The sequence below is a fragment of the Pseudomonas sp. GW458-11-26-14-LB4 genome, assembly GCF_059423925.1.
This window is the reverse complement of sequence record NZ_JBWKYU010000021.1, coordinates 64,546-87,864: the sequence shown is the minus strand read 5'-3', so window position 1 is coordinate 87,864 and position 23,319 is coordinate 64,546. Positions and strand designations below refer to the sequence as shown.

Sequence of the window (23,319 nt, the reverse complement as noted above, 5' to 3'; positions counted from 1 at the left end):
CTTTTGATATCAGGGGATCCGGCTTTTTCTGTGTCACCGTTCGGTTACTCAAGTGTGGCGGATTTCCGCCAACTCGCCCGACCTCGTCCTACAATTTGGCGGAAATCCGCCTTGTTACCGATCAAAGGCAGCCGCTACCATCGGTCGCCAGAGGAAGGATCTGCCGCTCATGCGCGAACGCACCATCGCCAGTCACTTTGCCCGCGCCGCCCTCGGTGGCGCGCGGCGCTCGGGTTACGACTACTCGGACCTGCTGCAGCAACTGGGCATCAGCCCCGAACTGCTCGACGAGCCGCGCGCGCGGATCGCCCCGGAACAATTCACCCAACTGATCCAGAACCTGTGGCTGGCCCTGGACGACGAATACCTGGGTTTTGGCAACGCTCCGAGCAAACCCGGCAGCTTCGCCATGATGTGCCACGCCATCATCCATTGCCGCAGCCTGGAGAAGGCTCTGCAACGCGGCTTATTGTTTTATAGCCTATTCCCCGAAGCCCCGCGCCTGACCCTGACTCCCGAAGACGAATGGGTACGCCTGAGCCTCGACGATGCGCAATTGTGGGACCCGGATCACTTTCTCAGCGAGAGCCTGCTGGTGATCTGGCATCGCCTCGGCAGCTGGCTGATCGGCCAGCGGATTCGTCTGGAACAGGCGAGCTTCAGCTACCCGAAACCGGCGCACGGGGCGGAATACGATCTGCTGTTTTCCTGCCCGCTGGAATTTTCGGCAACGCAAAGCAGCCTGGTGTTTCACAGCCGTTATCTGCACATGCCGCTGTTGCAGGATGAACGCACCCTCAAGCATTTCCTCGAACGCTCCCCCGCCGACCTGCTGTCCCGCCCGGACGACGGCAACAGCCTGAGCAGCCGGCTGCGCCGTTTGCTTAGCCATGACAGCGCACGCTGGCCGGACCTCGAAGCAGTTGCCGCGCACCTGCACATCAGCCCGCAAACCTTGCGCCGGCATCTGCGCGAGGAAGGCACCAGTTTTCAGGAATTGAAGGATCAGTTGCGCCGGGACATCGCAATTTATCACCTGGGGCGGGCCGATCTGTCGTTGCAACAGATCGCCGAACAGCTCGGGTTTTCCGAGCCGTCGGCGTTTCACCGGGCGTTCAAGAAGTGGACGGGGCTGACGCCGGGGGCTTATCGGGCGCAGGAGCAGTGAGGCCAAAGATCAAAAGCCCCCTCACCCTAACCCTCCCGAAACGTCGGACCGCCCAGAGGGAGAGGGGACTGATTGGGGGATGCTCAATAAATACGCCGACCTGGAAGCTTGCTGTTGAATCCATATTCGATGCAAATCGCTCAGGTCGATCATTTTCTAGAGACACTTCGATCAGTTCCCTCTCCCTCTGGGAGAGGGTTAGGGTGAGGGCCGATCGTTTTCACACCGCAGGAAAATGAATCCTGAACGCCGCCCCGCCCATCGGCGAATCGCCCAGGGTCAGCTTGGCGCTGTAGCTCTCGATGATGTCCTTGACCACCGCCAGCCCGATCCCCTGCCCCGGGTGCTGGCGGTCCAGGCGTTCGCCGCGTTCGAGAATCCGTGCGCGCTGATCCGGTGGTACGCCGGGGCCGTCGTCTTCGATGCACAGTTCGATTCCGTCCAGGCTTTCACGCACGCTGATGCGCACTTCGCCCAGACACAGGCGATAGGCGTTTTCCAGCAGGTTGCCCATCATTTCCAGCAAGGCGCCCTGCTCGATCGGCACGTAACAGTGCTCCGGCAGATCGAAGGCGACGCGCACGTGTTTGTCGCGGTAGACCTTGTCCAGCGTGTCGCACAGGCTTTGCAGCACCGGGCGCAGGCGCACCTGATGGCGCACCAGACCGCTTTTGCGCAGGCTGGCGCGTTGCAACTGATAGCCGATCTGCTGGCTCATGCGTTCGATCTGGGTTTGCAGCACCCACGCCTGATCGCGGTCTTCGGGGCGCTGGGCCATGTCTTCGCTGACGCCTTGCAATACCGCCAGCGGGGTTTTCAGGCTGTGGGCCAGATCGTCGAGGGAGTCGCGGTACCGGCTGCGCTGCTGGCGTTCGCTGTGCAGCAAGCGGTTGAGGGAACCGGTCAGGCGCAGCAGTTCACGCGGGTGCTGTTCGCTGAGGCTTTCGAGGGTTCCGCCTTCGATTTCGTCGAGTTCCTGACTGAGCCGGCGCAAGGCTTTCAGGCCCCAGGTCAGGCCGATCCACAGCAGCGCCAGCAGCACCAGCAATGCCGCGCCAAAACCGAGGTAGAGATTTTCCCGCAGGCCTTCGAGGGTGGTTTCGTATTCGCGCACCGGTTGCAGGGCCACGATACTGAAGGCTGCACTTTTGCCGCCAAGCAGTTTGACTTCGACGTCATAGACGAAGAATTCCTGCCCGTTGGCTTCGCGGATCCGCGCGAACTCGTTGCCGAGGCCGTCGTAGCGCGGCGTGTAGTTGATCTTCTCTTCCTGGGTGCCCTTCGAACGCCAGACCAGATGCCCTTCGCGGTCATAGATGTAGCCGAGCAGGCGATTGTCCGTGAGGTTGAAGCGCTCGTCGGGCAATTGTGCCGGCATCATCAAGCGGTTGTTTTCAACCCGTGCGGCGGAGATCAGCGTGGTGACATCGGACGCCAGCCGCTGTTCGATCGAGTCCTGCAGCGCCAGGCTGAACGCGCCCTGCATCGCCGGGAGCAACGCGAGCATGAACAACACCGCCAGGGTCGTGGCGGCAAGCATCAGCCGGACGCGAAGGGAACGGATCAAGTGCAGCGCTCATTGAACAGGTAACCGAGGCCGCGCACGGTGTCGATCGGCTTGAACCCGGCCGGACCTTCGAGCTTGCGGCGCAAACGGCCGACCAGCACTTCGATCACGTTTGGATCGCGCTCGTCGTCATCCGGGTACAACTGCTCCATCAACCGATCCTTGGGCACCACCTGCTGGTGATGGCGCATGAGGTATTCGAGGATCCGGTACTCGTAGGCGGTCAGCGCCAGCGGTTGCTCGTCGAGGGTCGCCTGCTTGCGATTGAGGTCCAGCAACAGCGGGCCGGCGACGATGGTCGACTGGGTGAAACCGCTGGAGCGGCGCAGCAACGCATTGAGCCGCGCTTCAAGTTCTTCGAACTGGAACGGCTTGACCAGATAATCGTCAGCCCCGGCTGCCAGACCTTCGACCTTGTCCTGCCAGTTGCCGCGCGCGGTGAGGATCAGGATCGGAAACGTCTTGGCGCCCGAGCGCAGCTGGCGGATCAGGTCGAGGCCACTCATGCCCGGCAGTCCAAGGTCGATCACCGCCAGGTCAAAGTTGAATTGCCCGGTCTGGTACAACGCCTCTTCGGCATTGGCCACGGACTCGACCACGTGACCGCTCTCCGTCAGGCGGGTTTGCAGGTGATGGCGCAACAGCGCTTCATCTTCGACGACCAACAGTTTCATGACGCTCTCCCGGGTAAATCGACAACTCCAAAGGCTTTCGCCTCACATGGCTACGCCGGGTCGCCCCTCGAAGGACGACCCGGCGCGGGCCTGACGCCAATCGCTTAGAAAGCGTAGTTGGCCGACAGGTAAGTCTGGGCGCTGCTGGTCAAATCCAGCGAGCCTTGCTTGCTGCCGCCGCTCTCTTTCATCTCGGTGCTGGCGTTGCTGCGCAGGTAACGGTAACCGAGTTCGACCGAGGTGTTCTGCGAGACTTGCTGCAGCACACCGAACTGACCGCCGACGGCGTAACCGATGTCGCTGTCACGGCTGTAGCCTGGCGAATCCTGGGTCAGCTTGGTCAGACCCGCCGTGGCACCGCCGAACAGCTTGGTGCTGCCGCCCACCGGATAGAACAGATCGTAGCTGCCCAGCAGGTTTTCCTGGCGCAGTTTAATGCCATTGTGCGAGCCCGACACGTTGTCGTAGGTGGCGTAGTAGCGACCCTGGCTGTTTTGCTGCCCCAGACGCAGGCCGTAGGTGTTGTTGCCGTCGATGGCCGCCGTGGCGTCCGGGTGGCCGAGGTTGTCGTTCAGTGCGTTGGATTTTTTGATCTTGTCGCTGGTCTGGCCAAAGGTCAGGCCGGCGAAGTTGCTGGTGGTGTCGGCGTGGGCCGCGATACTGGCGCTCATTACGGTAAAAGCCAGCAGCAGTTTATTTAAACGAGTCATGGAGTTTCCTCTTTCACAGTGCTGTTTGGGTATGGCGCAAGGTTACTGCCCCTCCCCTGTACCGCCCCTGAACGCTCTCTGAACCTGGCCTGAATGAAATGAACTAGGCTGTTTTGACCCTTTATTGTCAGGAGACCCGATCATGCGCCTGCTTCTAACCCTCGCCCTCCTTGTCTTTAGCGGCCTCAGCCAGGCTGCGATCAAGACCGAGGAAATCCCCTATCAGAGTGCTGACGGCACCAAACTGATCGGTTACTACGCCTACGACGATGCAATAAAGGGCCCGCGCCCCGGCGTGGTGGTGGTGCATGAATGGTGGGGCCTGAACGACTACGCCAAGCGCCGCGCCCGGGATCTCGCCGGGCTCGGCTACAGCGCGCTGGCCATCGACATGTACGGTGAAGGCAAGAACACCGAGCACCCGAAAGACGCAATGGCGTTCATGCAAGCCGCCACGCAAAACGCCGATGCGGCCAGCAAGCGCTTTCAGGCCGGGCTGGATCTGTTGAAGAAACAGCCACAGACCGACAAGGATAAAATCGCCGCCATCGGTTACTGCTTCGGCGGTGGCGTGGTGCTGAATGCCGCGCGTCAGGGCGTGCCGCTGGCCGGCGTGGTGAGCTTCCACGGTGCGCTGGCCACCAAGACGCCGGCTACGCCGGGTAGCGTGAAGGCGAAAGTCCTTGTCGAGCACGGCGCGCTGGACAGCATGGTCACCCCGGACAACGTCGCGGCGTTCAAGTCGGAAATGGACAAGGCCGGCGCCGACTATCAATTCGTCAGCCTCGACGGTGCCAAGCACGGGTTCAGCAATCCCGACGCGGATCGCCTGAGCCACGGCGATCACGGTGGCCCGGATATCGGCTACAACAAGGCGGCCGATGAAAAATCCTGGGCGGACATGCAGGCGTTCTTCAAGAAAATCTTTGGCTGAACCCCTGTTGCTGATCGTTCCCACGCTCTGCGTGGGAATGCATACAGTGACGCTCCGCGTCACACAGCGAAGGGACGCGGAGCGTCCCGAGGCTGCATTCCCACGCGGAGCGTGGGAACGATCACAATTCGGGGCCGCAGCGTCGGAGCGATCACGGTTCGACGTGGGAACGATCATGTCGACACTATCCAGCCTTAAGGCAACCCGGCAAAATGCGCCACATGAACTCCAACCCTTTCCTCCCCGCCTGCTGCACCCCGCTCGATGCCCATTGGCCGCTGCCGACGGTGTTGCCCGACACCGTGCTGCTGAGCACCCATTTCGATCCGTCGCAATTGCTCGGTGATGACTTCCGCCGCAGCGCCATCGAGTCGCCGCCGAGCATTCAGCGTTCGGTGGCGAAGCGGCAGGCGGAATTCCTTGCCGGGCGGATTTGTGCACGGGCGGCGTTGCAGCAGCTGGAAGGCTCAAGCACTGTTCCGGCGATCGGCGAGGATCGCGCGCCGATTTGGCCGGCACACATCTGCGGCTCGATCACCCACAGCACCGGCCGTGCGGCGGCGATTGTCGCCAACAAACAGCACTGGCGCGGGCTGGGCATGGACCTGGAAAACCTGCTCAACGCCGAACGCGCCGAACGACTGGCCGGAGAGATCCTGACCCCGCCGGAATTGCAGCGCATGGCCGCCGGTTCCCGGGATCAGATCGCACTCTGGGTGACCCTGACCTTTTCGGTGAAAGAAAGCCTGTTCAAGGCGCTGTACCCGATCGTGCAGCAGCGCTTCTACTTCGAACACGCCGAGGTTCTGGAGTGGAATGAACATGGTCAGGTGCGGCTGCGGTTGCTGACGGATCTCTCCAGCGAATGGCGCAACGGCACGGAGCTCGATGCGCAATTCGGCGTGCAGGACGGGCAGTTGCTCAGTCTGGTCAGCATCCAGGCGTAAGCGGTTTCAGCGCCGCTCCTGATTCCTCGGCCAGCTCAGGCTGAAGCACGCTCCGCCCAGACTCTTGCTCTTGCCGATCAGCGCCCGACCGTCGTGCCAGTGGATGATCCGCCGCACGATCGACAGGCCCAGTCCGTGTCCACCGGACGCCCGGGTGCGGCTGTCGTCCAGGCGCAGGAACGGCGTGAAGATTTTCTCCCAGGCGGTTTCCGGCACACCGGGGCCGTCGTCCTCGACATCCACCCGACAGCGCATCTGCCCGACCTGATAACTGACCGTGACCTTCGAACGCGCATGGCGCATGGCGTTGCTCACCAGATTCTGCAAGGCACGGTGCAGGTAACGCGGCTCGGCCTCGACCCAGGCGTCATCGCAATCCGCCGCCGACAGGCACAAACCGCGCTGTACCGTGACTTCGGCGCGCAGAGGCGCCAGCTCTTCGATCACCTGATTGACCAGTGCATCCAGGTCGATGCGCTGGAAGGTCAGCGCCGGCGAGCCCTGCTCCAGCCGGGCGTACGTGAGCATTTCGTCGACCAGCTTGTCGAGGTCCTCGATGTCGTGGTCCATACCCTCGCGGTATTTTTCCAGTGCCTGCGGGGTGGTGGCCGAGCCGATCATCTCCAGGCCGAAACGCAGGCGCGCCACCGGCGTGCGCAATTCGTGGGACACCGCGCGCACCAGTTCACGCTGGATCGCGAGCAACTGCTGCAAGTGCTCAGCCATGCCGTTGAACGCCGCCGCCAGCTTGCCCACCGAGTCGGCACCCCGGGCCGGCACCCGGGTTTCCAGACTGCCTTTGGCGATGCGCGTGGCGGCAGCTTCGAGCCCGCGCAAACGCCGTTCGAGCTGACGCACCAATAAATAGACGATCAGACCGATCAGGGTCAGGCCGAGCGCGGCGATCAAAACCAGCCATTCCGGCGGGTACGGGTTCATCTGATACAGCGGCCCGATTTCCAGCACCCACGGCGTGCCGACCATGCCGGCGAACACCCGGATCGAATCGCCACCCTTGCCCAGCGCCATCACCGTATCGCCTTCGGACACCCGACGGCTCTGGTCTTCGTCCATGTCCGCGTCGCTGACGGTGACCAGCCGCAAATCGAAGCCGAAGCCTTTGTCCTCTTTCAACTGCGCCAGACGTTTGGGCTGCTCGCCCACGGGCACCCGCACCAGCTCATCGGCCAACAGGTAGATGGTCGCCCGGGCCAGTTGCTCGCTGATCTGCTGCACCTCGCCCACCAGCACCAGTTGATCCTTGTCACTGACCAGCCGATAGACCTTGGCCGCGTGCGGGCCGGTCTGTTCGACCAGCGCCTGGCCGCGCTGCACCCGGGTGCGCTGGGTCAGATCGAGATCGGTCTGGGCAAAGGTCTTCAGCGCCAGCGGAATCCCGAGCAGCCGCTCCCACACCAGCAAGGCGCGATGGCGCTCGGTTTCATTCATCGGTTGCAGGTTGTCGGCCATCAGCGAAAACGTGCCGTGGGCCAGACGCTCGCGGTATTGCTCGCTGCGCACCTGGTTGAGCAGGTGCAGCGCCAGCACGCCGAGCACCGCCACCAGAATCAGCGCCGCGCACATGCCGCCATAGATGCGCAGGAAGATCGAATTCACAGCGGCAGTTCTACGCAGGCTTCCGGCACGAACAGATAACCTTTGCTGCGCACGGTCTTGATCAGGCGCGGGTGATCGGGGTCGTCGCCGATTTTCGGGCGGATGCGCGAGATGCGTACATCGATCGAGCGGTCCTGGCCGTCGTAGCCAATGCCGCGCAGTGCGGTGAAGATTTCTTCCCGGGACAGGATCCGCCCGGCGTTGGATACCAGCAGCCAGAGCAGATCGAATTCGGCGCTGGTCAGCTCGATGCCGCTGTCACTGAGCCAGGCTTCGCGCAAGGCGTTGTCCACCACCAGCGGACCGAACTGCAGACGACGCGGATTGCCCGCTGGCGCCTCCGGTGTGTCACTGCGTCGCAGCAGCGCCTGGATACGCGCCAGCAACAGTCGCGGGCGCACCGGTTTGCAGACGTAGTCGTCGGCACCCAAGTCGAGCCCGAGGATCTGGTCGGCGTCATCGGTGCGCGCGGTGAGCATCAGGATCGGGCCGTCGTAACGGTCACGCACCTTGCGGCAGATGCTCAGGCCGTCTTCGCCGGGGAGCATCAGGTCGAGGATCACCAGGTCCGGCTGTTCCTTGATGATCCGCGCCGCCGCCAGCGCACCGTTGCCTTCGATCTCCACGCGCAATCCGTTGGCTTGCAGGTATTCACGGGTCAGTTCGGCCAGACGCTGGTCGTCCTCGACTATCAATACCTGCCAGGCTTCTTGCTCCACGGGTGACCTCTGCTTGCCGATGCTGCTTATAAAGGAAGGATCCTCCCGTCTTTTTGTCATCTTTAAGGAGGATAAGAATGCGTGCGCATGGCCCGATTGTATAAACGGCGTACAGCCAGAACACAAGTCGGTAAATGCGTTCGGACAAGGCGGATTTTTGTGATAGGGTTCGCGCCCTTAAAAATCCGCTGAAGCGTTTTTCCCGACTGAAAAACAGTGACAAACGGTCTAGCTCAGCAGGTTAGCGGCCTACACGGGAATTCCTGGTTTCTTACACAATTTACGCACAGGTTTATCCACAGCTCGTACGTTGCAAGCCCCCTCGAAACGCATTATCTTGTAGCACGGCGCGAGGACAGACCCTACATATAGGGTTTTCCATTCAAGAGCCCAACCACATTTCGGACCTGAAACTCAAGTGCTTTATTGCCAGTTTCCGGTTGAACCAAGCAAGTTTTTCAAAGCCCAAACCGCACTTGCGGATGGCACCGTTTTTCAGGTTGGCAACGACCGGAACGGTACGGGTGTTGCAGTCGTTACTGCCACCCTGGAAGTAATCCGGCTCGAGCCTTGGCTCGCGGCCGAAAACTTCGGCAAGGATGCGGCGTCATTAGCCTTTTTCCTACTGGTCCGAAGTTGTTATGCCCGACACCCGTCGGTTGTAGTGCTTCGGACCAGAACGGTGAGCACCATGATGGTGCCCAAACAAACATAGAGAATGTGGAGATCACCCCCCATGCAAACCGACACAACTCGCGAGAACCCGCAGGGCACCTTGCCGCAGGCCGCCGATTCGAATTCGGATCTGGCTGCCACCGCGCCTGGCCAACTGCGCGTGATCAAGCGTAATGGCACTGTCGTTCCTTACACCGATGACAAGATCACCGTCGCTATCACCAAAGCGTTTCTCGCAGTTGAGGGCGGCACCGCTGCCGCTTCGTCGCGAATCCACGACACCGTTGCCCGCCTGACCGAACAGGTCACCGCGACCTTCAAGCGTCGCATGCCGTCGGGCGGCACCATCCACATCGAAGAAATCCAGGACCAGGTCGAACTGGCCCTGATGCGTGCCGGCGAGCAGAAAGTGGCTCGCGACTACGTGATCTACCGTGATGCCCGTTCCAAGGAACGCGCCGTTCGCACCACCGCCGAAGCACCGGTACAGGCGCACCCGTCGATCCGCATCACCCGCGCCGACGGCACTCTCGCGCCACTGGACATGGGTCGCCTGAACACCATCGTCACCGAAGCCTGCGAAGGTCTGGCTGAAGTCGACGGCGACCTGATCCAGCGCGAAACCCTGAAGAACCTGTACGACGGCGTGGCCCTGAACGACGTCAACACCGCTCTGGTGATGACCGCGCGTACCCTGGTCGAGCGCGAGCCGAACTACTCGTTCGTGACCGCCCGCCTGCTGATGGACACCCTGCGTGCCGAAGGCCTGGGCTTCCTGGGCGTGGCCGAGAGCGCCACTCACCACGAGATGGCCGACCTGTACGCCAAGGCACTGCCGGCCTACGTCGCCAAAGGTATCGAGTTCGAACTGCTGAACCCTGTTCTGGCCTCCTTCGACCTGGAAAAACTGGGCAAGGCGATCAACCACGAGCGCGACCAGCAATTCACCTACCTGGGCCTGCAGACCCTGTACGACCGTTACTTCATCCACAAGGATGGCGTGCGTTTCGAACTGCCGCAGATCTTCTTCATGCGCGTGGCCATGGGGCTGGCGATCGAAGAGAAGCAGAAAGAAGACCGTGCGATCGAGTTCTACAACCTGCTGTCCTCGTTCGACTACATGGCTTCGACCCCGACCCTGTTCAACGCCGGTACCCTGCGTCCACAGCTGTCGAGCTGCTACCTGACCACCGTGCCGGATGACCTGTCGGGCATCTACCACGCGATCCACGACAACGCCATGCTGTCAAAATTCGCCGGTGGCCTGGGCAACGACTGGACGCCGGTGCGTGCACTGGGTTCGTACATCAAGGGCACCAACGGCAAATCGCAAGGCGTGGTTCCGTTCCTGAAAGTGGTGAACGACACCGCCGTCGCCGTTAACCAGGGTGGCAAGCGCAAAGGCGCTGTCTGTGCCTACCTGGAAACCTGGCACATGGACATCGAAGAGTTCATCGAGCTGCGCAAGAACACCGGTGATGACCGTCGTCGTACCCACGACATGAACACCGCCAACTGGATCCCTGACCTGTTCATGAAGCGCGTCTTCGATGACGGCAAATGGACCCTGTTCTCGCCGTCCGAAGTACCGGATCTGCACGACCTGACCGGCAAGGCCTTCGAAGAGCGCTACGAGTACTACGAAGCCCTGACCGAGTACCCGGGCAAGGTCAAGCTGTTCAAGACCATCCAGGCCAAAGACCTGTGGCGCAAGATGCTGTCGATGCTGTTCGAAACCGGCCACCCATGGCTGACTTTCAAAGACCCGTGCAACCTGCGTAGCCCGCAGCAGCACGTCGGCGTTGTTCACAGCTCGAACCTGTGCACCGAGATCACCTTGAACACCAACAAGGACGAGATCGCGGTCTGCAACCTGGGCTCGATCAACCTGCCGAACCACATCGTCGACGGCAAGCTGGACACCGCCAAGCTCAAGCGCACCATCGACGTCGCCGTGCGCATGCTCGACAACGTGATCGACATCAACTACTACTCGGTACCGCAGGCGAAGAACTCCAACTTCCGTCACCGTCCGGTCGGCCTGGGCATCATGGGCTTCCAGGACGCGCTGTACCTGCAGCACATTCCTTACGGTTCCGACGCTGCCGTCGAGTTCGCCGACAAGTCGATGGAAGCGGTCAGCTACTACGCGATCCAGGCTTCCTGCGACCTGGCCGACGAGCGCGGCTCGTACGAGACGTTCCAGGGTTCGCTGTGGTCCAAAGGCGTACTGCCGCTGGATTCGCAACAGATCCTGATCGAAGCACGCGGCCAGAAGTACATCGACGTCGACCTGACCGAATCCCTGGACTGGGCACCGGTTCGCGCCCGTGTACAGAAAGGCATCCGTAACTCGAACATCATGGCCATCGCACCGACCGCGACCATCGCCAACATCACCGGCGTATCGCAGTCGATCGAACCGACTTACCAGAACCTGTATGTGAAATCGAACCTGTCGGGCGAATTCACCGTGATCAACCCGTACCTGGTTCGCGACCTGAAGGCTCGCGGTCTGTGGGACTCGGTCATGATCAACGACCTGAAGTACTACGACGGTTCGGTTCAGCAGATCGAGCGCATCCCGCAAGAACTCAAAGAGCTCTACGCGACCGCATTCGAAGTGGACACCAAGTGGATCGTTGACGCCGCCAGCCGTCGTCAGAAGTGGATCGACCAGGCCCAGTCGCTGAACCTGTACATCGCCGGCGCATCGGGCAAGAAACTGGACGTGACCTACCGCATGGCCTGGTACCGTGGTCTGAAAACCACCTACTACCTCCGTGCCCTGGCCGCGACCAGCACCGAGAAGTCGACCATCAACACCGGCAAGCTGAACGCTGTATCCAGCGGCGGCAACCACGGCGACGACTCGGTCCTGGCAGCCCCTGCCGGCCCGGCTCCAGTACCGAAGGCTTGCGCCATCGACGAGCCGGATTGCGAAGCTTGCCAATAAGCTGAGCTGAATCGGGCGTTGCGAAACGCCTGATCCGAGAAACCCCCGACAGACTTCTGGTTTGTCGGGGGTTTTCTTTTGCCCGCGATAAAAGCAAAAGCCGCCCTCACCCTAGCCCTCTCCCGGAGGGAGAGGGGACTGACCGAGGTGTTTGGGAGAGATACGCCGACGTGAAATACCGAGGTGAACTTGGGTTTTGAAACGCATCCAACTCAACTCCCGCATCTTCCTCTCCAAAGCCCCCTCACCCTAACCCTCTCCCGAGGGAGAGGGGACTGACCGAGTTGTTTGGGAGAGATACGCCGACGTGAAAGACCGAGTTGAACTAAAGCAAACATCCCTGCTTCCACCACTCAATACGATGAGCGTTAGCTCGAGTAAGGCTTTTGACGTGCCGGCCCCATCGGAAGGCTGAGTGGAGGGATTTATCCGGGGGTGGGAGCGCAGCGACCGTGCGGCGCAGCCGCATGCATCGAGAGGAGGTGCAGCGAAGCAAACCGTAGGCGATGCCCCCGGATGAATCCCGTAACGAAGGAACACCGAGCCAAAGCGAGGTGCCGAACGCCGGGGCCCAGCGTTTTGGTTCCTTTTGGGCGTTTGCAAAAGGGACTCGCCGTAAGGGCGAAACCGCCAGCGGCAACACCCGCAGAAACGGATAAACACCCCAAACCGCAGCCAAAAAAAAGCCCCTCAAAAAGAGGGGCTCCCATACAAAACCAAACCCAGAAATCAGGTCATCTGAATAATGGTCTGCATAATGGTGCTCTGAGTCGAAATGGTCTTGGCATTCGCCTGATAGTTACTCTGACCCTTGATCAGATCAACCAGCTCATTGGTCAGGTTAACGTTCGACTCCTCCAGCGAGTTCGAAACAACCGAACCCAGCGTACCGGTCTCCGGCGCATCGTAGCCCGGAATACCCGAAGCGTAAGTCTCTTTCCAGCTGGTACCACCAATCGGCTGAAGACCCTGCTCGTTGGTGAAGCTCGCCAGCGCAACCTGGCCGATGGCCTTGCTCTGGTTGTTGCTGAAGTTGGCAAACAGCGTACCGGTACCGTCGATGGTCAGGTTGGTGATCTGGCCAGTCGCGTAACCATCCTGAGTCGGGATCGAACGCGCGGTGTCAGCGTTGAACTGAGTGGTCTTGGCCATCGAAATGGTGATGCCAGCCGGGTTCGCCGAAGCACCGTTGGCCTTCCACACGCCGTTGGTGACAGTACCCGGTACCCAGCCAGTGAGTTTCAGGTCGCTGCTGATCACGGCAGGCGGCGTGCTGACCTGAGTCAGTTGACCGGTGGAGTCGAAGGTCATGGTCGAAGCGACAGGTGCGGTGACTTTCGGATCGCTGCCGGTAGCATCCGGGTTACGACCGTCTACCAGGGTGTAGACCTTCCAGGTGTTGGCACCGGTTTTCACCATGTATTGGTCCATGACGTGGGAGTTACCCTGGCTGTCATAGATCGGGGTGCTGAACGACTTGGTGTAGGTCTCGGTCTTGCTAGGGTCGAACTTGCCGGCCGCCACTGTGTCGTCGATCACCGGAGCGGTCGAGTTCAGGTTGATGGTCGAGGTCACCAGCGAGGTGGACTTCGGCGCGAGGTTCGAGGTGTCGATCTTCAGGTCGGTCAACACGCCGTTGATGACCTTGCCGTTGGAGTCCACACCATAGCCTTGCAGACGCGAGGTGTAGTCGGTGTTGGTGATGAAGCCGTCCTTGTCGACCTTGAACGTACCGGCACGGGTGTAGGAGATCGAGCCGTTGTTGCTCAGGGTGAAGAAGCCCGAACCGTTGATGCCCATGTCCAGCACGTTGCCGGTGTTGTTGATGTCGCCTTGGGTGAACTGCTGGGAAACGTTGGCCAGGCGCACACCGTTGCCGATGACCTTGCTGCCGCTACCCAGGCGAGTGGCCGAGTAGACGTCTTCGAATTCTGCACGGGACGATTTGAAACCGGCGGTCGCAACGTTGGCGATGTTGTTGCCGGTCACGTCCAGTTGCTTGTTGGCTGCATAGAGACCGCTAAGGCCGATATTGAAAGACATATTCCACTCCTTTGTGCCGGTTAGTCGGCTCTATATACCAATGGTTTGTACTTTGGACAGGGCAACGGTGCCCTTGCCGGACAGGTTGAGCATCAGCTCGCCACCGGTCTGGCTGATCGTCACGCTGGTGACCGTGGCTGGCAGGTAGGTCGCCATATCGGTCGAGGTACCGTTGATCGAGGCGTTCGCCTTGACGGTGTAGGTACCGGTTTTCACCAGGTTGCCGTCCTTGTCCTTGCCGTCCCATGTGAAGCTCGCATTGCCGGCGGCGCGGCTGCCCAGGTCGATGGTGCGAACAACGGTGCCGCTGCTGTCGGTGATGGAGACGGTGCCGCCGGCAATCGACGACGGAACGGTGACCGAACCGGTCATGCCTTTGCTCGGATCGTCGAGCTGTACCGAGTTGGTCTGCACGATCACGTTGCGGCCGACCAGCGACGAAGCCTGCAGGGCTTGCGACGAGTTGTAGTTGCCGGCCAGCGAGCTGACGGTGCTGTTGAGGGTGGTGATCCCCTCAAGGCTGCTGAACTGCGCCAACTGGGCAACGAATGCGCTGTTGTCCTGCGGGTCGAGCGGGTTCTGGTTCTTCAGCTGGGTTACCAGCAGTTGCAGGAACGCGTCCTTGCCCAGGGCCTGGCCGCCGGTCGAGCTGTTGGTGGCCGAAGCGATGCCGCCGGTGGTCGTGCTACTGGTCTTCTTCGAAGAGTTGGCCAGTATGTCGTTCATCGTCAGGCTGCTGGTGGTATCGGTAACACTCATGGCAGTCGCCCCTTATTACTGACCGAGGGTCAGTACCTTCTGCATCATGGTCTTGGCGGTGTTCATCATTTCGGCGTTGGTCTGGAACGACCGGCTCGCGGAAATCATGTCAGCCATTTCTTCCACCACGTTGACGTTCGGGTAGTAGACGTAGCCCTTTGCGTCGGCTGCCGGATGGTTCGGCTCGTAGCGCGCTTCGAGGTTGCTCTGGTCTTCGACCACGCCCATGACCTGCACGCCCTGGCCCGCAGCATCCTGGTTCTGGAACAGCGAATTGCTGCCGCCGCTCTGGCCGCCCTGGAACATGGTGGCGAATACCGGGTGACGGGCACGGTAGGTCTGATCGATGCTCGACGAGACGGTCTCGGCGTTGGCGATGTTCGAAGCCACGGTGTTGAGGCGGGTGGTCTGGGCGCTCATGCCGCTGCCGGCAATGTTGAAAACGCTGGACAGGGACATGGATTACTCTCCGCGCAGGGCTGATACCAGCCCTTTGAATTTGCTGTTGAGCAGGGTGAAGCTGGCCTGGAAGCCGACCGCGTTTTCCGCGTAGTTCGACTGTTCCAGCTGGGCGTCCACGGTGTTCTGGTCGATCGACGGCTGCATCGGCGTGCGATACATCAGCGACTCGTCGCCATTGCCCAGCCCTTCAGCTTCGATGTGACGGCTGTTGGTCATGTTCAGGGCGATGGTGCCGTTGGCGTTCTTCTGGCTCTGTGCTTCGAGCACTTTGGAGAACTCCAGATCCCGCGCCTTGTAGTTCGGGGTATCGGCGTTGGCGATGTTGTTGGCCAGCACTTCGGCACGCTGGGCGCGGAAGCCCAGAGCCTTTTCGTGAATGCCGAGCGCTTTATCGAAGCTGATGCTCATGTCGGGAACCTTCAGGTGACCGGATTTTTCGTAACAGGGTTATAGCAAGCGGCGTGCCAGTTTGAGAAAGCCCCGGATTACGGGGCTTTGCGCGGAACCGGCAACGCGGCAATGCCAGAAAAGCGGCAACCGGTTTCCGCCGGACGCCGCTTTTCTGCCGCCGCCTGCCACCGGCAAAACCTTCAGGCATAAAAAAACGGGAGCCCCTGAGGACTCCCGTTTCTTGTGTTGCCGGTCTTGATCACTTCGCCTGGTAGATGATCCCCGGGCTGCACTGAACCATCTGGTAATGATCCGGCAGACCGTTCAGCGCCTCGGAAGCGCCAAGGAACAGATAACCGCCCGGCTTCAGCGTGCTGTGGATGCGCAACAGGATGTCCTTCTTCACCTCGGCGGAGAAGTAGATCAGCACGTTGCGGCAGAACACGATGTCGAACTTGCCCAGGCTTGCGTAGCTGTCGAGCAGGTTGAACGAGCGGAACTCCACCCGGTTCTTGATCGGTGCCTTGATCACCCAGCGCCCCGGCCCTTTCGGGTCGAAGTAGCGCTGCAGACGATCGGCGGACAGACCGCGACCGATTGCCAGGCTGTCGTACTCGCCGGTCTTGCAGTTGGTCAGCATGCTGCCGGACAGATCGGTGGCAACGATCTGCACACCCATCTTCAACTGGCCGATGTTGGTCCGCTCGAACTCGTCGATCGACATCGACAGCGAATAGGGTTCCTGACCCGACGAGCAGGCCGCCGACCAGATCCGCAGACGCTGGTTGGGAGCGGCCTTGATCGCTTCGGGCAGCACCTTGTTCTTCAAGACTTCAAACGGATAGGTGTCGCGAAACCACAGGGTTTCGTTGGTCGTCATGGCATCGACCACCTGCTCGCGCAAACCGCTGCGCGGCTGGGTCTGGATGCGCTGAACCAGCTCACCCAGGGACTTGATGCCTTGCTGCTCCATCAGTTTGTTGAGACGGCTCGACACCAGGTACTGCTTGTTTTCACCGAGCAAAATGCCACAGGCTTTTTCCAGGAAGACCCGGAACTGTTCGAAATCCAAATTACCCGTAGACAAATGATGCCGCCTCTTAAATCGTGTTGAACGCCAGGGGCAAAAGGCCCTTAGCTGATATCTGCTGCTTTGATCCGGTCGACTACCCGGGATGCCAGGTCATCAGGACGGAATTTGGCCAGGAAGTCATCGGCACCGACTTTCTTGACCATCGCCTGATTGAACACACCCGACAACGAAGTATGCAGGATGATATGAAGCTTTTGCATGCGAGGGTCGCTGCGGATCTCGGCCGTCAGGGTGTACCCGTCCATCTCCGGCATTTCGATGTCGGAGATCATCATCAGGAACTCTTCTTCCGGCTTCTTGCCCTCGTCGACCAGCTTGCGCAGGTAATCCAGCGCCTGCTTGCCGTCGTTCAACGCCACCACTTCGACGCCGACCGTCTGCAGGCAACGCGTCACCTGCTTGCGCGCCACCGACGAGTCATCGACCGTCAGCACCCGCAGCGACAACGCCTTGCTCTGGGTCTCGACATCCACCACGCCGACCGAAATCGCTTCCGGCGTCGGCGCAACTTCCGCCAGCACCTTCTCGACGTCGATGATTTCGACTAACTGATTGTCGACCCGAGTCACAGCGGTCAGGTAATGATCGCGTCCGGTGCCCTTGGGCGGCGGATGGATCTCTTCCCAGTTCATGTTCACGATACGTTCCACCGAGCGCACCAGGAAACCCTGCGTCTTGGTGTTGTATTCCGTGATGATCACGAACGGACTGTTCTTGTCTTTCAAAGCACCGGAGCCGGTCGCCATCGCCAGATCAAGGATCGGAATGGTCGCCCCCCGGATATTCGCCACCCCGCACACGACAGGACTGGACTTGGGCATCAGCGTCAGTTGCGGGCATTGCAGCACTTCCCGAACCTTGAACACGTTGATCCCGTAGAGCTGCTGGCCGTCGAGACGGAACAACAACAGCTCCAGGCGATTCTGCCCCACCAGTTGCGTGCGCTGGTTCACCGAATCCATTACACCAGCCATGCCCAGACTCCTACACCAACGCCAAGTGTTGTTGCGACGCACATTCATTGCTAAACGGCACGGCGCTTGCTTTTTAACTCGTATGAACGCTCAAACGACATTTTTCCGACGCCTGACATCTCCCCTCCGCAGAGGGCTTTGCGCGATGTCCGCCATTTGCCTTTTTTTCGCTGGCAGCCCTGCCGGTGCTGATGCGGTTACCTTGCCTGACATGCTTATCGGCGTCACTCAGGGCTTTCTTGAATTCACCGTAGAAGACTATCTGGCTACCAGTCAAACGGAAGGCCGTTATGAAATCGAGGTCAACCAGCTCGATCCACGCATGCGCATGCCTATGTGCGACAAGGAATTGACAGCGACACTGGAGAGTCCGGCACGCCCTCTGGGCCGTGTCACGGTCAAGGTCCGCTGCGAAGGCACCTCCCCCTGGACGGTGTTCGTGCCCGCTCAAGTCCGCCTGTTTCGCGAGATTGTGACCACCACGCGACCACTCAAACGCGCCGGCATCATCGAGCCTCAGGACGTGACGTTGCGCGAACGCGACGTCAGCACGATCAATCAGGGTTTCCTGACGTCGGTGGATGAAGCGATCGGACAAAAATTGACCCGACCAACGGTAGCCGATCAAGTCATTACCCTGGTGCATCTGGAACAGGCGGAAGTGGTTCGCAAGGGCGATCAAGTGGTGATCACCGCCCGCAGCGGCACCCTCGCCGTCCGCATGCCGGGCGAAGCCCTGTCGAACGGCGGCCTGAAAGAACAGATTCGGGTGAAAAACCTCAATTCCCAACGGGTTATCAAGGCGCAGGTTATCGCGCCGGGCCAGGTGGAAGTTGCCATGTGAGCGGCCATGTAGCGGTGATGTGAGCGGCTGTATGAACGGATGTTTGAAAAGCCTCTGAGTACTCAAGCAGAAAACTGGCGCTGACCAGAGCTGTTCCCTAAACTGTGCCGCAGCAGGATCTGCAACGGCGCATGCAAGCTCATTGCTAAATGAGCCTAAAGTTTTCCAGGGGATGGCCGAGAACATGGCAAGCGTCCAAATTCCCAGAGGTTTTTAACATGGTCATCGATTTCAGCCGTTTGAACAGCTCCTCGTCACTTACGGGCAGTACACGTACCAGCAACGCCAAGGAAACCGCCGAAACCGGCACCTCCGCGCCGCTGAATACCCCGGCCGAACAGGCCAGTACCGCAAAAAGCGGGGAATCGGTACACCTCAGCAATGAGGCTCAACAGTTGCAGAAGGTCACTGACAAGCTGCGCGATCAGCCTGCCGTCGATAAAGCCCGCGTGGCCGAGTTGAAAGCAGCGATTGCCGATGGCAGCTACAAGGTCGACAGCAACCGTGTAGCCAGCAAACTGCTTAATTTCGAAGCCCAGCGCTAGGCCTCGGTCAGCGCCAGGCTTTTGGACGCTTAAAACCCAAGGCCAGCCATGCACGACACTAATTTATTGCAACTGATCACCGACGACTTTGCTCCAGCTCAACAATTGCTGGAGTTACTGCAAACCGAGTCCCTCGCCTTGCACGGTCGCGACATGCCTCTGCTGGAAGAAATTCTGGCGCGCAAACAGGCATTGATCATTCTGCTCGAACAGCATGGCCGCAAGCGCAGCGAAATCCTCGCCAGTCTCAATCTGTCGCTCGACCGCGCAGGCCTGGAACAACTGGCCAGCCAGTCGAGCATCGGCGATCAGTTGCTGAGCCAGAGCGATGTCCTGACCGACCTGATTGCCCAGTGCCAGGCGGCCAACGTCAAGAACGGCCAGTCGATCATCATGCAGCAGGCCGCCACGGCCAATCAGCTGAAAATCCTCACCGGCGGCGAGCCTCCCGCGCTCTATGACGCCAGTGGCACCTTCTCCAAACTGCAGAAACCGCGCGCGCTCAGCCAGGCGTGATGCTTTCTTCTATGCTTGCGCCCTATCAACGTGCGAAACATGCTGGCAAAATACTGGCCAGCCGTAGTCAAATTTTGTCTGGAGATTGATTTAACGTGTCCAACGATGACGCTCCGCAGCCCCCAAAGGTGCTCACCACGCCCCTGGAGATCTCCAGCAATCTGCGCCAGCTGCAAGAGAGCCACGATCCGCTGATCATCACCTTTCACGAGCGTAGCCAGCGCTTCCAGAGCTACCTGATTGAAGTCGATCGCGAAAACGGTTCGATCAAGCTTGATGAAATGATCCCGCGCGACGGCGAACGTTTTCTGGAAGCAGGCGAACCGTTCAAGGTTGAGGGCTTTCATGATGGCGTGCGCATCGCCTGGGAATGTACAGGAACGCTGAGCATCAAGGATTCCGACGGCGACCGCTTCTACACCGGCGACCTGCCCACCGAAGTGGTTTATCACCAGCGCCGCAATGCCTTCCGCGCCGCCCTGAAGCTGACCGACCTGGTCAGCGTCGAACTGGGTGGCGAAAAGCTCAAGTCGCCGATCGGCGGCAAACTGCTGGATATCTCTGCCACCGGTTGCAAGCTGCGCTTTGAAGGCGATATCACCGACCGCCTGCAATTGGGCCAGGTCTATGATCGCCTGATCGCCGCACCGCTGTTCGGCAACCAACCGGTATCGGTCGAGCTGCGTTACCTGCACTTCGAAGAAAAGCTCAACATCACCTTCGCCGGCCTGCGCTTTCACAACATCAGCGGCCCGGCGGCCCGCAACGTCGAGCGTTTCGTTTATCAACTGCAGCGCGAAGCGCGTCGGTTCGATAAAGACGATCTCTGATCGGCAGGTATAAAAAACGGGCAGCCACTGCGGTGACTGCCCGTTTTTTTGTGCCCGATTCAAGGCTTGGCGGGGCTGATATCTGGCCCGTCACTCTCAACTGTCGAGTCGGTTGGCACGTCAGGTTCCGGCTGGGGTTCCGGCTCAGGAACGACCGTATTCTGCATCTGCTCCTGCACCACCTGCTCGTCGACTCGCGGGTCAAGCGCTGCCACCAGCGGCGAACTGGACATGCTGTCCGGCATCGCCACGTGATGCAGCGGTGCATCGTCCACCTGGTGCAGATTGGTCACGGCTTTCGGTCGGATCCGCCACACCAGCACCAACGCGAAAAAGGTGAAGAACGCATACAGGCTCTGCGGCCCGAACAGCTTCATCAGCACCCCGGCCGCCAGCGGCCCGATACTGGCGCCCACGCCGTAAGTCACCAGCAGCATCGCCGTCAGCGACACCCGGCGCTCGCCTTCAACGTGGTCGTTGGAAAACGCCACCGCCAACGGGTACAGGCAAAACTGCACCAGCGAGCAGAGGAAGCCGACCACGAACAGAACCTCCAGCGGCACCTGCGGCAGGATCGCCAGCGGCAACGCGGCAATCGCGAGGAACAACGCAAAGCAGCGAATCAGCAGCGCCCGGTCATAGCGGTCGGACAACCAGCCCAGCGGCCATTGCACCACCAGCCCGGCAAAAATGCAGCTACCCATGAACAGACCGACCTGCTCGGTGGACAACCCCTGCTGCGAAGCATACAGCGGCGCCAGACCGTAGAACGAACCGATGATCAGCCCGGCCCCGAGCACCGTACTCAGCGACTGCGGCACGCGCTTGATAAAGAAGCGCGGCTCCATCGGCGCCGGATGCAGCGGCGCCGGGTGAATCCGTCGGGTCAGCGCCACCGGCACCAGACACAGGGCAAAGCACAGCGCGACCAACATCAGCAGTTCCAGGCCAAGGCCCGGGTGCATGACCAGAATCAGCTGACCGAGCACCAGCCCCAGGTACGACGCAATCATGTAGCCGCTGAACACCAGACCGCGCTGATTGGCGTCTGCCTGCTCGTTCAGCCAGCTCTCGATGACCATGTATTGGCACATCATGCCGAGGCCGACGATGGTCCGCAGCACCAGCCAGGCCGGCAGCCAGTCCACCAGGCCATGACCGAGCACCGCCGCACCGACGATCCCGGCACACGCCGAGTAGGCACGGATATGCCCGACCCGAGCAATCAGGCGGTGACCGATCTTGCCGCCCAGCACCAGACCGAAATAGTTGGCCGCCATCAACGCACCGACCCACAACCCGTCGACATGGTCGGCAGCCAGACGCAAAGCCAGATAAGTAGAAAGAAGGCCCGAGCCGATCAACATCATCAGCGAGGCGAAATACAGCGCTCGAAAGGATTTCCAGATTTGGCGCATCGGCGTTCCGAGCGGCTCCTTGCGGTAAGTATCGGGCTATCAAACGATAGCCCGACGGCGACATGTCGTCAGGCCTGGGCTGCTAGAACACGGCGTTCCCAGGGAGTGATTTCGTCAAAGAAACTGGTCAACTCCATGGTCTTCGAAGCGATGTAGCCTTCGATGAACTCCGTGCCGAACAGTTCCTTTGCAAGCTGGCTGCGTTTCAGACGTTCGAGCGCCGCGTGCAAGGTACACGGCAGCGAAAGATTGTCCGGCACTTCGAACTCGCCCTGAATCGCTTCGCTTGGTTCGAGTTCATGCTCAATGCCGTACAAGCCGGCGGCCAGGCTCGCGGCGATCGCGAGATACGGGTTGGCATCGGCGCCCGGCAAGCGGTTCTCGACCCGACGCGCAACCGGCGAACTGGCCGGAATGCGCAGTCCGGCGGCGCGATTGTCGTGGGACCAGCAGGCATTGTTCGGCGACGCAAACGGATGGCACAGGCGCTGATAGGAATTGACGTTCGGCGCGAACAGCGCGGTGAAGTCAGCCATGCCCGCCTGCTGCCCGCCGATGAAGTGGCGGAACATCGCAGTCGGCTGACCGTCCGCATCGCTGAACACATTCTTGCCGCTGCCGATCTCGACGATGCTCTGGTGAATGTGCATCGAACTGCCCGGCGTGTGCGCCAGCGGCTTGGCCATGCACACCACGGTCAAACCGTGTTTGAGCGCGACTTCCTTGAGCAGGTGTTTGAACAGGAAGGTCTGGTCGGCCAGCAACAGCGGATCACCGTGCAGCAGGTTGATCTCGAACTGGCTGACGCCCATTTCGTGCATGAAGGTATCACGCGGCAGACCGAGGGCCGCCATGCATTTATAGACTTCACTGAAGAACGGCCGCAGACCGTTATTGGAGCTGACGCTGAACGCCGAGTGACCGTCCTCGCGACGACCGTCGAGACCGACTGGCGGCTGGAACGGTTGGTTCGGGTCGGTGTTCGGAGCGAACACAAAGAATTCGAGTTCGGTCGCCACCACCGGCGCCAGACCTAGGGCTGCGTAGCGGGCGATGACTTTCTTGAGCTGACCACGGGTCGACAGGTTGGAGCTTTCGCCGGTCAGCTCGTCGGCATCACAGATGGCAAAGGCCCGCGGCTCTTCACTCCATGGCAACGGATGGATCTGCGCCGGATCGGCCACCAGCGCCAGGTCACCGTCATCGCTGCCATAGAATTTCGCGGCGGGATAACCACCCATGATGCATTGCAGCAGCACCCCCCGGGCCAACTGCAAACGCCGCCCTTCGAGGAAACCCTCGGCGGTCATTACCTTGCCACGTGGCACACCGTTCAAATCCGGCGTGACACATTCAATCTCATCAATGCCCGTCAATCGCTGCGCGAGTGAACGCTGGCCATCGGTTGTCATGACGCAATCCTTGTTATTGTGCGAGCCGCGAACGGCGACCCGGACAAAATAGGCTTCGGCTGTTCG

The 23,319-nt window shown here is 60.4% G+C and carries 21 protein-coding genes; 8 read left to right on the top strand and 13 right to left on the bottom strand.

Features of this window, described 5'->3' with window-relative positions; translation table 11 throughout:
- The first annotated feature begins 169 nt into the window (after positions 1-169).
- Positions 170-1,168 carry an AraC family transcriptional regulator gene (locus tag AC07XZ_RS23825; protein ID WP_102688144.1) on the top strand — a complete coding sequence of 333 codons (999 nt, stop codon included), beginning with the start codon at positions 170-172 and terminating at the stop codon, positions 1,166-1,168.
- 220 nt (positions 1,169-1,388) lie between these two features.
- Here AC07XZ_RS23825 and AC07XZ_RS23820 read toward each other — a convergent pair whose 3' ends face one another.
- The 3 genes from AC07XZ_RS23820 to AC07XZ_RS23810 all read right to left on the bottom strand — a co-directional run bounded on the left by AC07XZ_RS23820 (position 1,389) and on the right by AC07XZ_RS23810 (position 4,119).
- Positions 1,389-2,735: an ATP-binding protein gene (locus AC07XZ_RS23820; RefSeq protein ID WP_041475405.1), complete on the bottom strand. Its 1,347-nt coding sequence runs from the start codon at positions 2,733-2,735 to the stop codon at positions 1,389-1,391.
- The gene (locus tag AC07XZ_RS23815; protein WP_085745105.1) at positions 2,732-3,409 is read right to left on the bottom strand and encodes a response regulator transcription factor; all 678 of its coding nucleotides are present in this window, start codon (positions 3,407-3,409) and stop codon (positions 2,732-2,734) included. The genes AC07XZ_RS23820 and AC07XZ_RS23815 overlap by 4 nt, the downstream gene beginning before the upstream one ends.
- Positions 3,410-3,513: 104 nt before the next feature.
- Positions 3,514-4,119 carry a hypothetical protein gene (locus AC07XZ_RS23810; RefSeq protein ID WP_064598671.1) on the bottom strand — a complete coding sequence of 202 codons (606 nt, stop codon included), beginning with the start codon at positions 4,117-4,119 and terminating at the stop codon, positions 3,514-3,516.
- A 142-nt stretch (positions 4,120-4,261) separates the two neighbouring features.
- Between AC07XZ_RS23810 and AC07XZ_RS23805 the strand changes: the two genes are divergently transcribed.
- A complete protein-coding gene (locus AC07XZ_RS23805) occupies positions 4,262-5,053 on the top strand; it encodes a dienelactone hydrolase family protein (protein WP_102688145.1) in 792 nt (263 codons plus the stop codon).
- Between the two features lie 221 nt (positions 5,054-5,274).
- On the top strand, positions 5,275-6,000 hold the full coding sequence (locus AC07XZ_RS23800; protein WP_102688173.1) for a 4'-phosphopantetheinyl transferase family protein: 726 nt from the start codon (positions 5,275-5,277) through the stop codon (positions 5,998-6,000).
- 6 nt (positions 6,001-6,006) lie between these two features.
- Here AC07XZ_RS23800 and AC07XZ_RS23795 read toward each other — a convergent pair whose 3' ends face one another.
- Together AC07XZ_RS23795 and AC07XZ_RS23790 are read right to left on the bottom strand one after the other, a co-directional pair.
- Positions 6,007-7,617: an ATP-binding protein gene (locus tag AC07XZ_RS23795; RefSeq protein ID WP_007957745.1), complete on the bottom strand. Its 1,611-nt coding sequence runs from the start codon at positions 7,615-7,617 to the stop codon at positions 6,007-6,009.
- Positions 7,614-8,336, bottom strand: coding sequence for a response regulator (locus AC07XZ_RS23790; protein ID WP_085745108.1), 723 nt, complete (start codon positions 8,334-8,336; stop codon positions 7,614-7,616). Before AC07XZ_RS23790 ends, AC07XZ_RS23795 begins: the two co-directional genes overlap by 4 nt.
- 736 nt (positions 8,337-9,072) lie before the next feature.
- On the opposite strand from AC07XZ_RS23790, the gene AC07XZ_RS23785 reads away from it, so the two are divergent.
- Positions 9,073-11,967, top strand: coding sequence for a ribonucleoside-diphosphate reductase subunit alpha (locus AC07XZ_RS23785; RefSeq protein WP_085745109.1), 2,895 nt, complete (start codon positions 9,073-9,075; stop codon positions 11,965-11,967).
- Between the two features lie 729 nt (positions 11,968-12,696).
- On the opposite strand, the gene flgE is transcribed toward AC07XZ_RS23785, so the two are convergent.
- The 6 genes from flgE to AC07XZ_RS23755 form a co-directional block, all read right to left on the bottom strand.
- The gene (flgE, locus tag AC07XZ_RS23780; RefSeq protein WP_085607420.1) at positions 12,697-14,010 is read right to left on the bottom strand and encodes a flagellar hook protein FlgE; all 1,314 of its coding nucleotides are present in this window, start codon (positions 14,008-14,010) and stop codon (positions 12,697-12,699) included.
- A gap of 30 nt (positions 14,011-14,040) precedes the next feature.
- Positions 14,041-14,769, bottom strand: a complete 729-nt coding sequence (flgD, locus tag AC07XZ_RS23775; RefSeq protein WP_085745111.1) for a flagellar hook assembly protein FlgD — start codon at positions 14,767-14,769, stop codon at positions 14,041-14,043.
- A gap of 15 nt (positions 14,770-14,784) precedes the next feature.
- On the bottom strand, positions 14,785-15,228 hold the full coding sequence (gene flgC / locus AC07XZ_RS23770) for a flagellar basal body rod protein FlgC (protein WP_007960329.1): 444 nt from the start codon (positions 15,226-15,228) through the stop codon (positions 14,785-14,787).
- Positions 15,229-15,231: 3 nt separating this feature from the next.
- Positions 15,232-15,639 carry a flagellar basal body rod protein FlgB gene (flgB, locus tag AC07XZ_RS23765; protein WP_007960328.1) on the bottom strand — a complete coding sequence of 136 codons (408 nt, stop codon included), beginning with the start codon at positions 15,637-15,639 and terminating at the stop codon, positions 15,232-15,234.
- A 241-nt stretch (positions 15,640-15,880) separates the two neighbouring features.
- Positions 15,881-16,708 (bottom strand): protein-glutamate O-methyltransferase CheR, encoded by an 828-nt coding sequence (gene cheR, locus AC07XZ_RS23760; RefSeq protein ID WP_007960327.1) that lies wholly within the window; start codon positions 16,706-16,708, stop codon positions 15,881-15,883.
- Positions 16,709-16,755: 47 nt separating this feature from the next.
- Positions 16,756-17,688: a chemotaxis protein CheV gene (locus tag AC07XZ_RS23755; RefSeq protein WP_007960326.1), complete on the bottom strand. Its 933-nt coding sequence runs from the start codon at positions 17,686-17,688 to the stop codon at positions 16,756-16,758.
- Between the two features lie 82 nt (positions 17,689-17,770).
- On the opposite strand from AC07XZ_RS23755, the gene flgA reads away from it, so the two are divergent.
- From flgA to AC07XZ_RS23735, 4 genes are all read left to right on the top strand, one after another.
- Complete coding sequence (gene flgA, locus AC07XZ_RS23750; protein ID WP_102688146.1) at positions 17,771-18,532, top strand: flagellar basal body P-ring formation chaperone FlgA; 762 nt, start codon at positions 17,771-17,773, stop codon at positions 18,530-18,532.
- A gap of 218 nt (positions 18,533-18,750) precedes the next feature.
- A complete protein-coding gene (flgM, locus tag AC07XZ_RS23745) occupies positions 18,751-19,077 on the top strand; it encodes a flagellar biosynthesis anti-sigma factor FlgM (protein WP_007960324.1) in 327 nt (108 codons plus the stop codon).
- Between the two features lie 48 nt (positions 19,078-19,125).
- On the top strand, positions 19,126-19,593 hold the full coding sequence (locus AC07XZ_RS23740; RefSeq protein WP_007960323.1) for a flagella synthesis protein FlgN: 468 nt from the start codon (positions 19,126-19,128) through the stop codon (positions 19,591-19,593).
- Positions 19,594-19,688: 95 nt separating this feature from the next.
- Positions 19,689-20,423 carry a flagellar brake protein gene (locus AC07XZ_RS23735; protein WP_085607428.1) on the top strand — a complete coding sequence of 245 codons (735 nt, stop codon included), beginning with the start codon at positions 19,689-19,691 and terminating at the stop codon, positions 20,421-20,423.
- A gap of 59 nt (positions 20,424-20,482) precedes the next feature.
- Here AC07XZ_RS23735 and AC07XZ_RS23730 read toward each other — a convergent pair whose 3' ends face one another.
- Both AC07XZ_RS23730 and AC07XZ_RS23725 read right to left on the bottom strand, forming a co-directional pair.
- Positions 20,483-21,841 carry an MFS transporter gene (locus AC07XZ_RS23730; protein ID WP_102688147.1) on the bottom strand — a complete coding sequence of 453 codons (1,359 nt, stop codon included), beginning with the start codon at positions 21,839-21,841 and terminating at the stop codon, positions 20,483-20,485.
- 68 nt (positions 21,842-21,909) lie between these two features.
- Positions 21,910-23,151: a glutamine synthetase family protein gene (locus tag AC07XZ_RS23725; protein WP_173892800.1), complete on the bottom strand. Its 1,242-nt coding sequence runs from the start codon at positions 23,149-23,151 to the stop codon at positions 21,910-21,912.
- Positions 23,152-23,319: the final 168 nt, after the last annotated feature.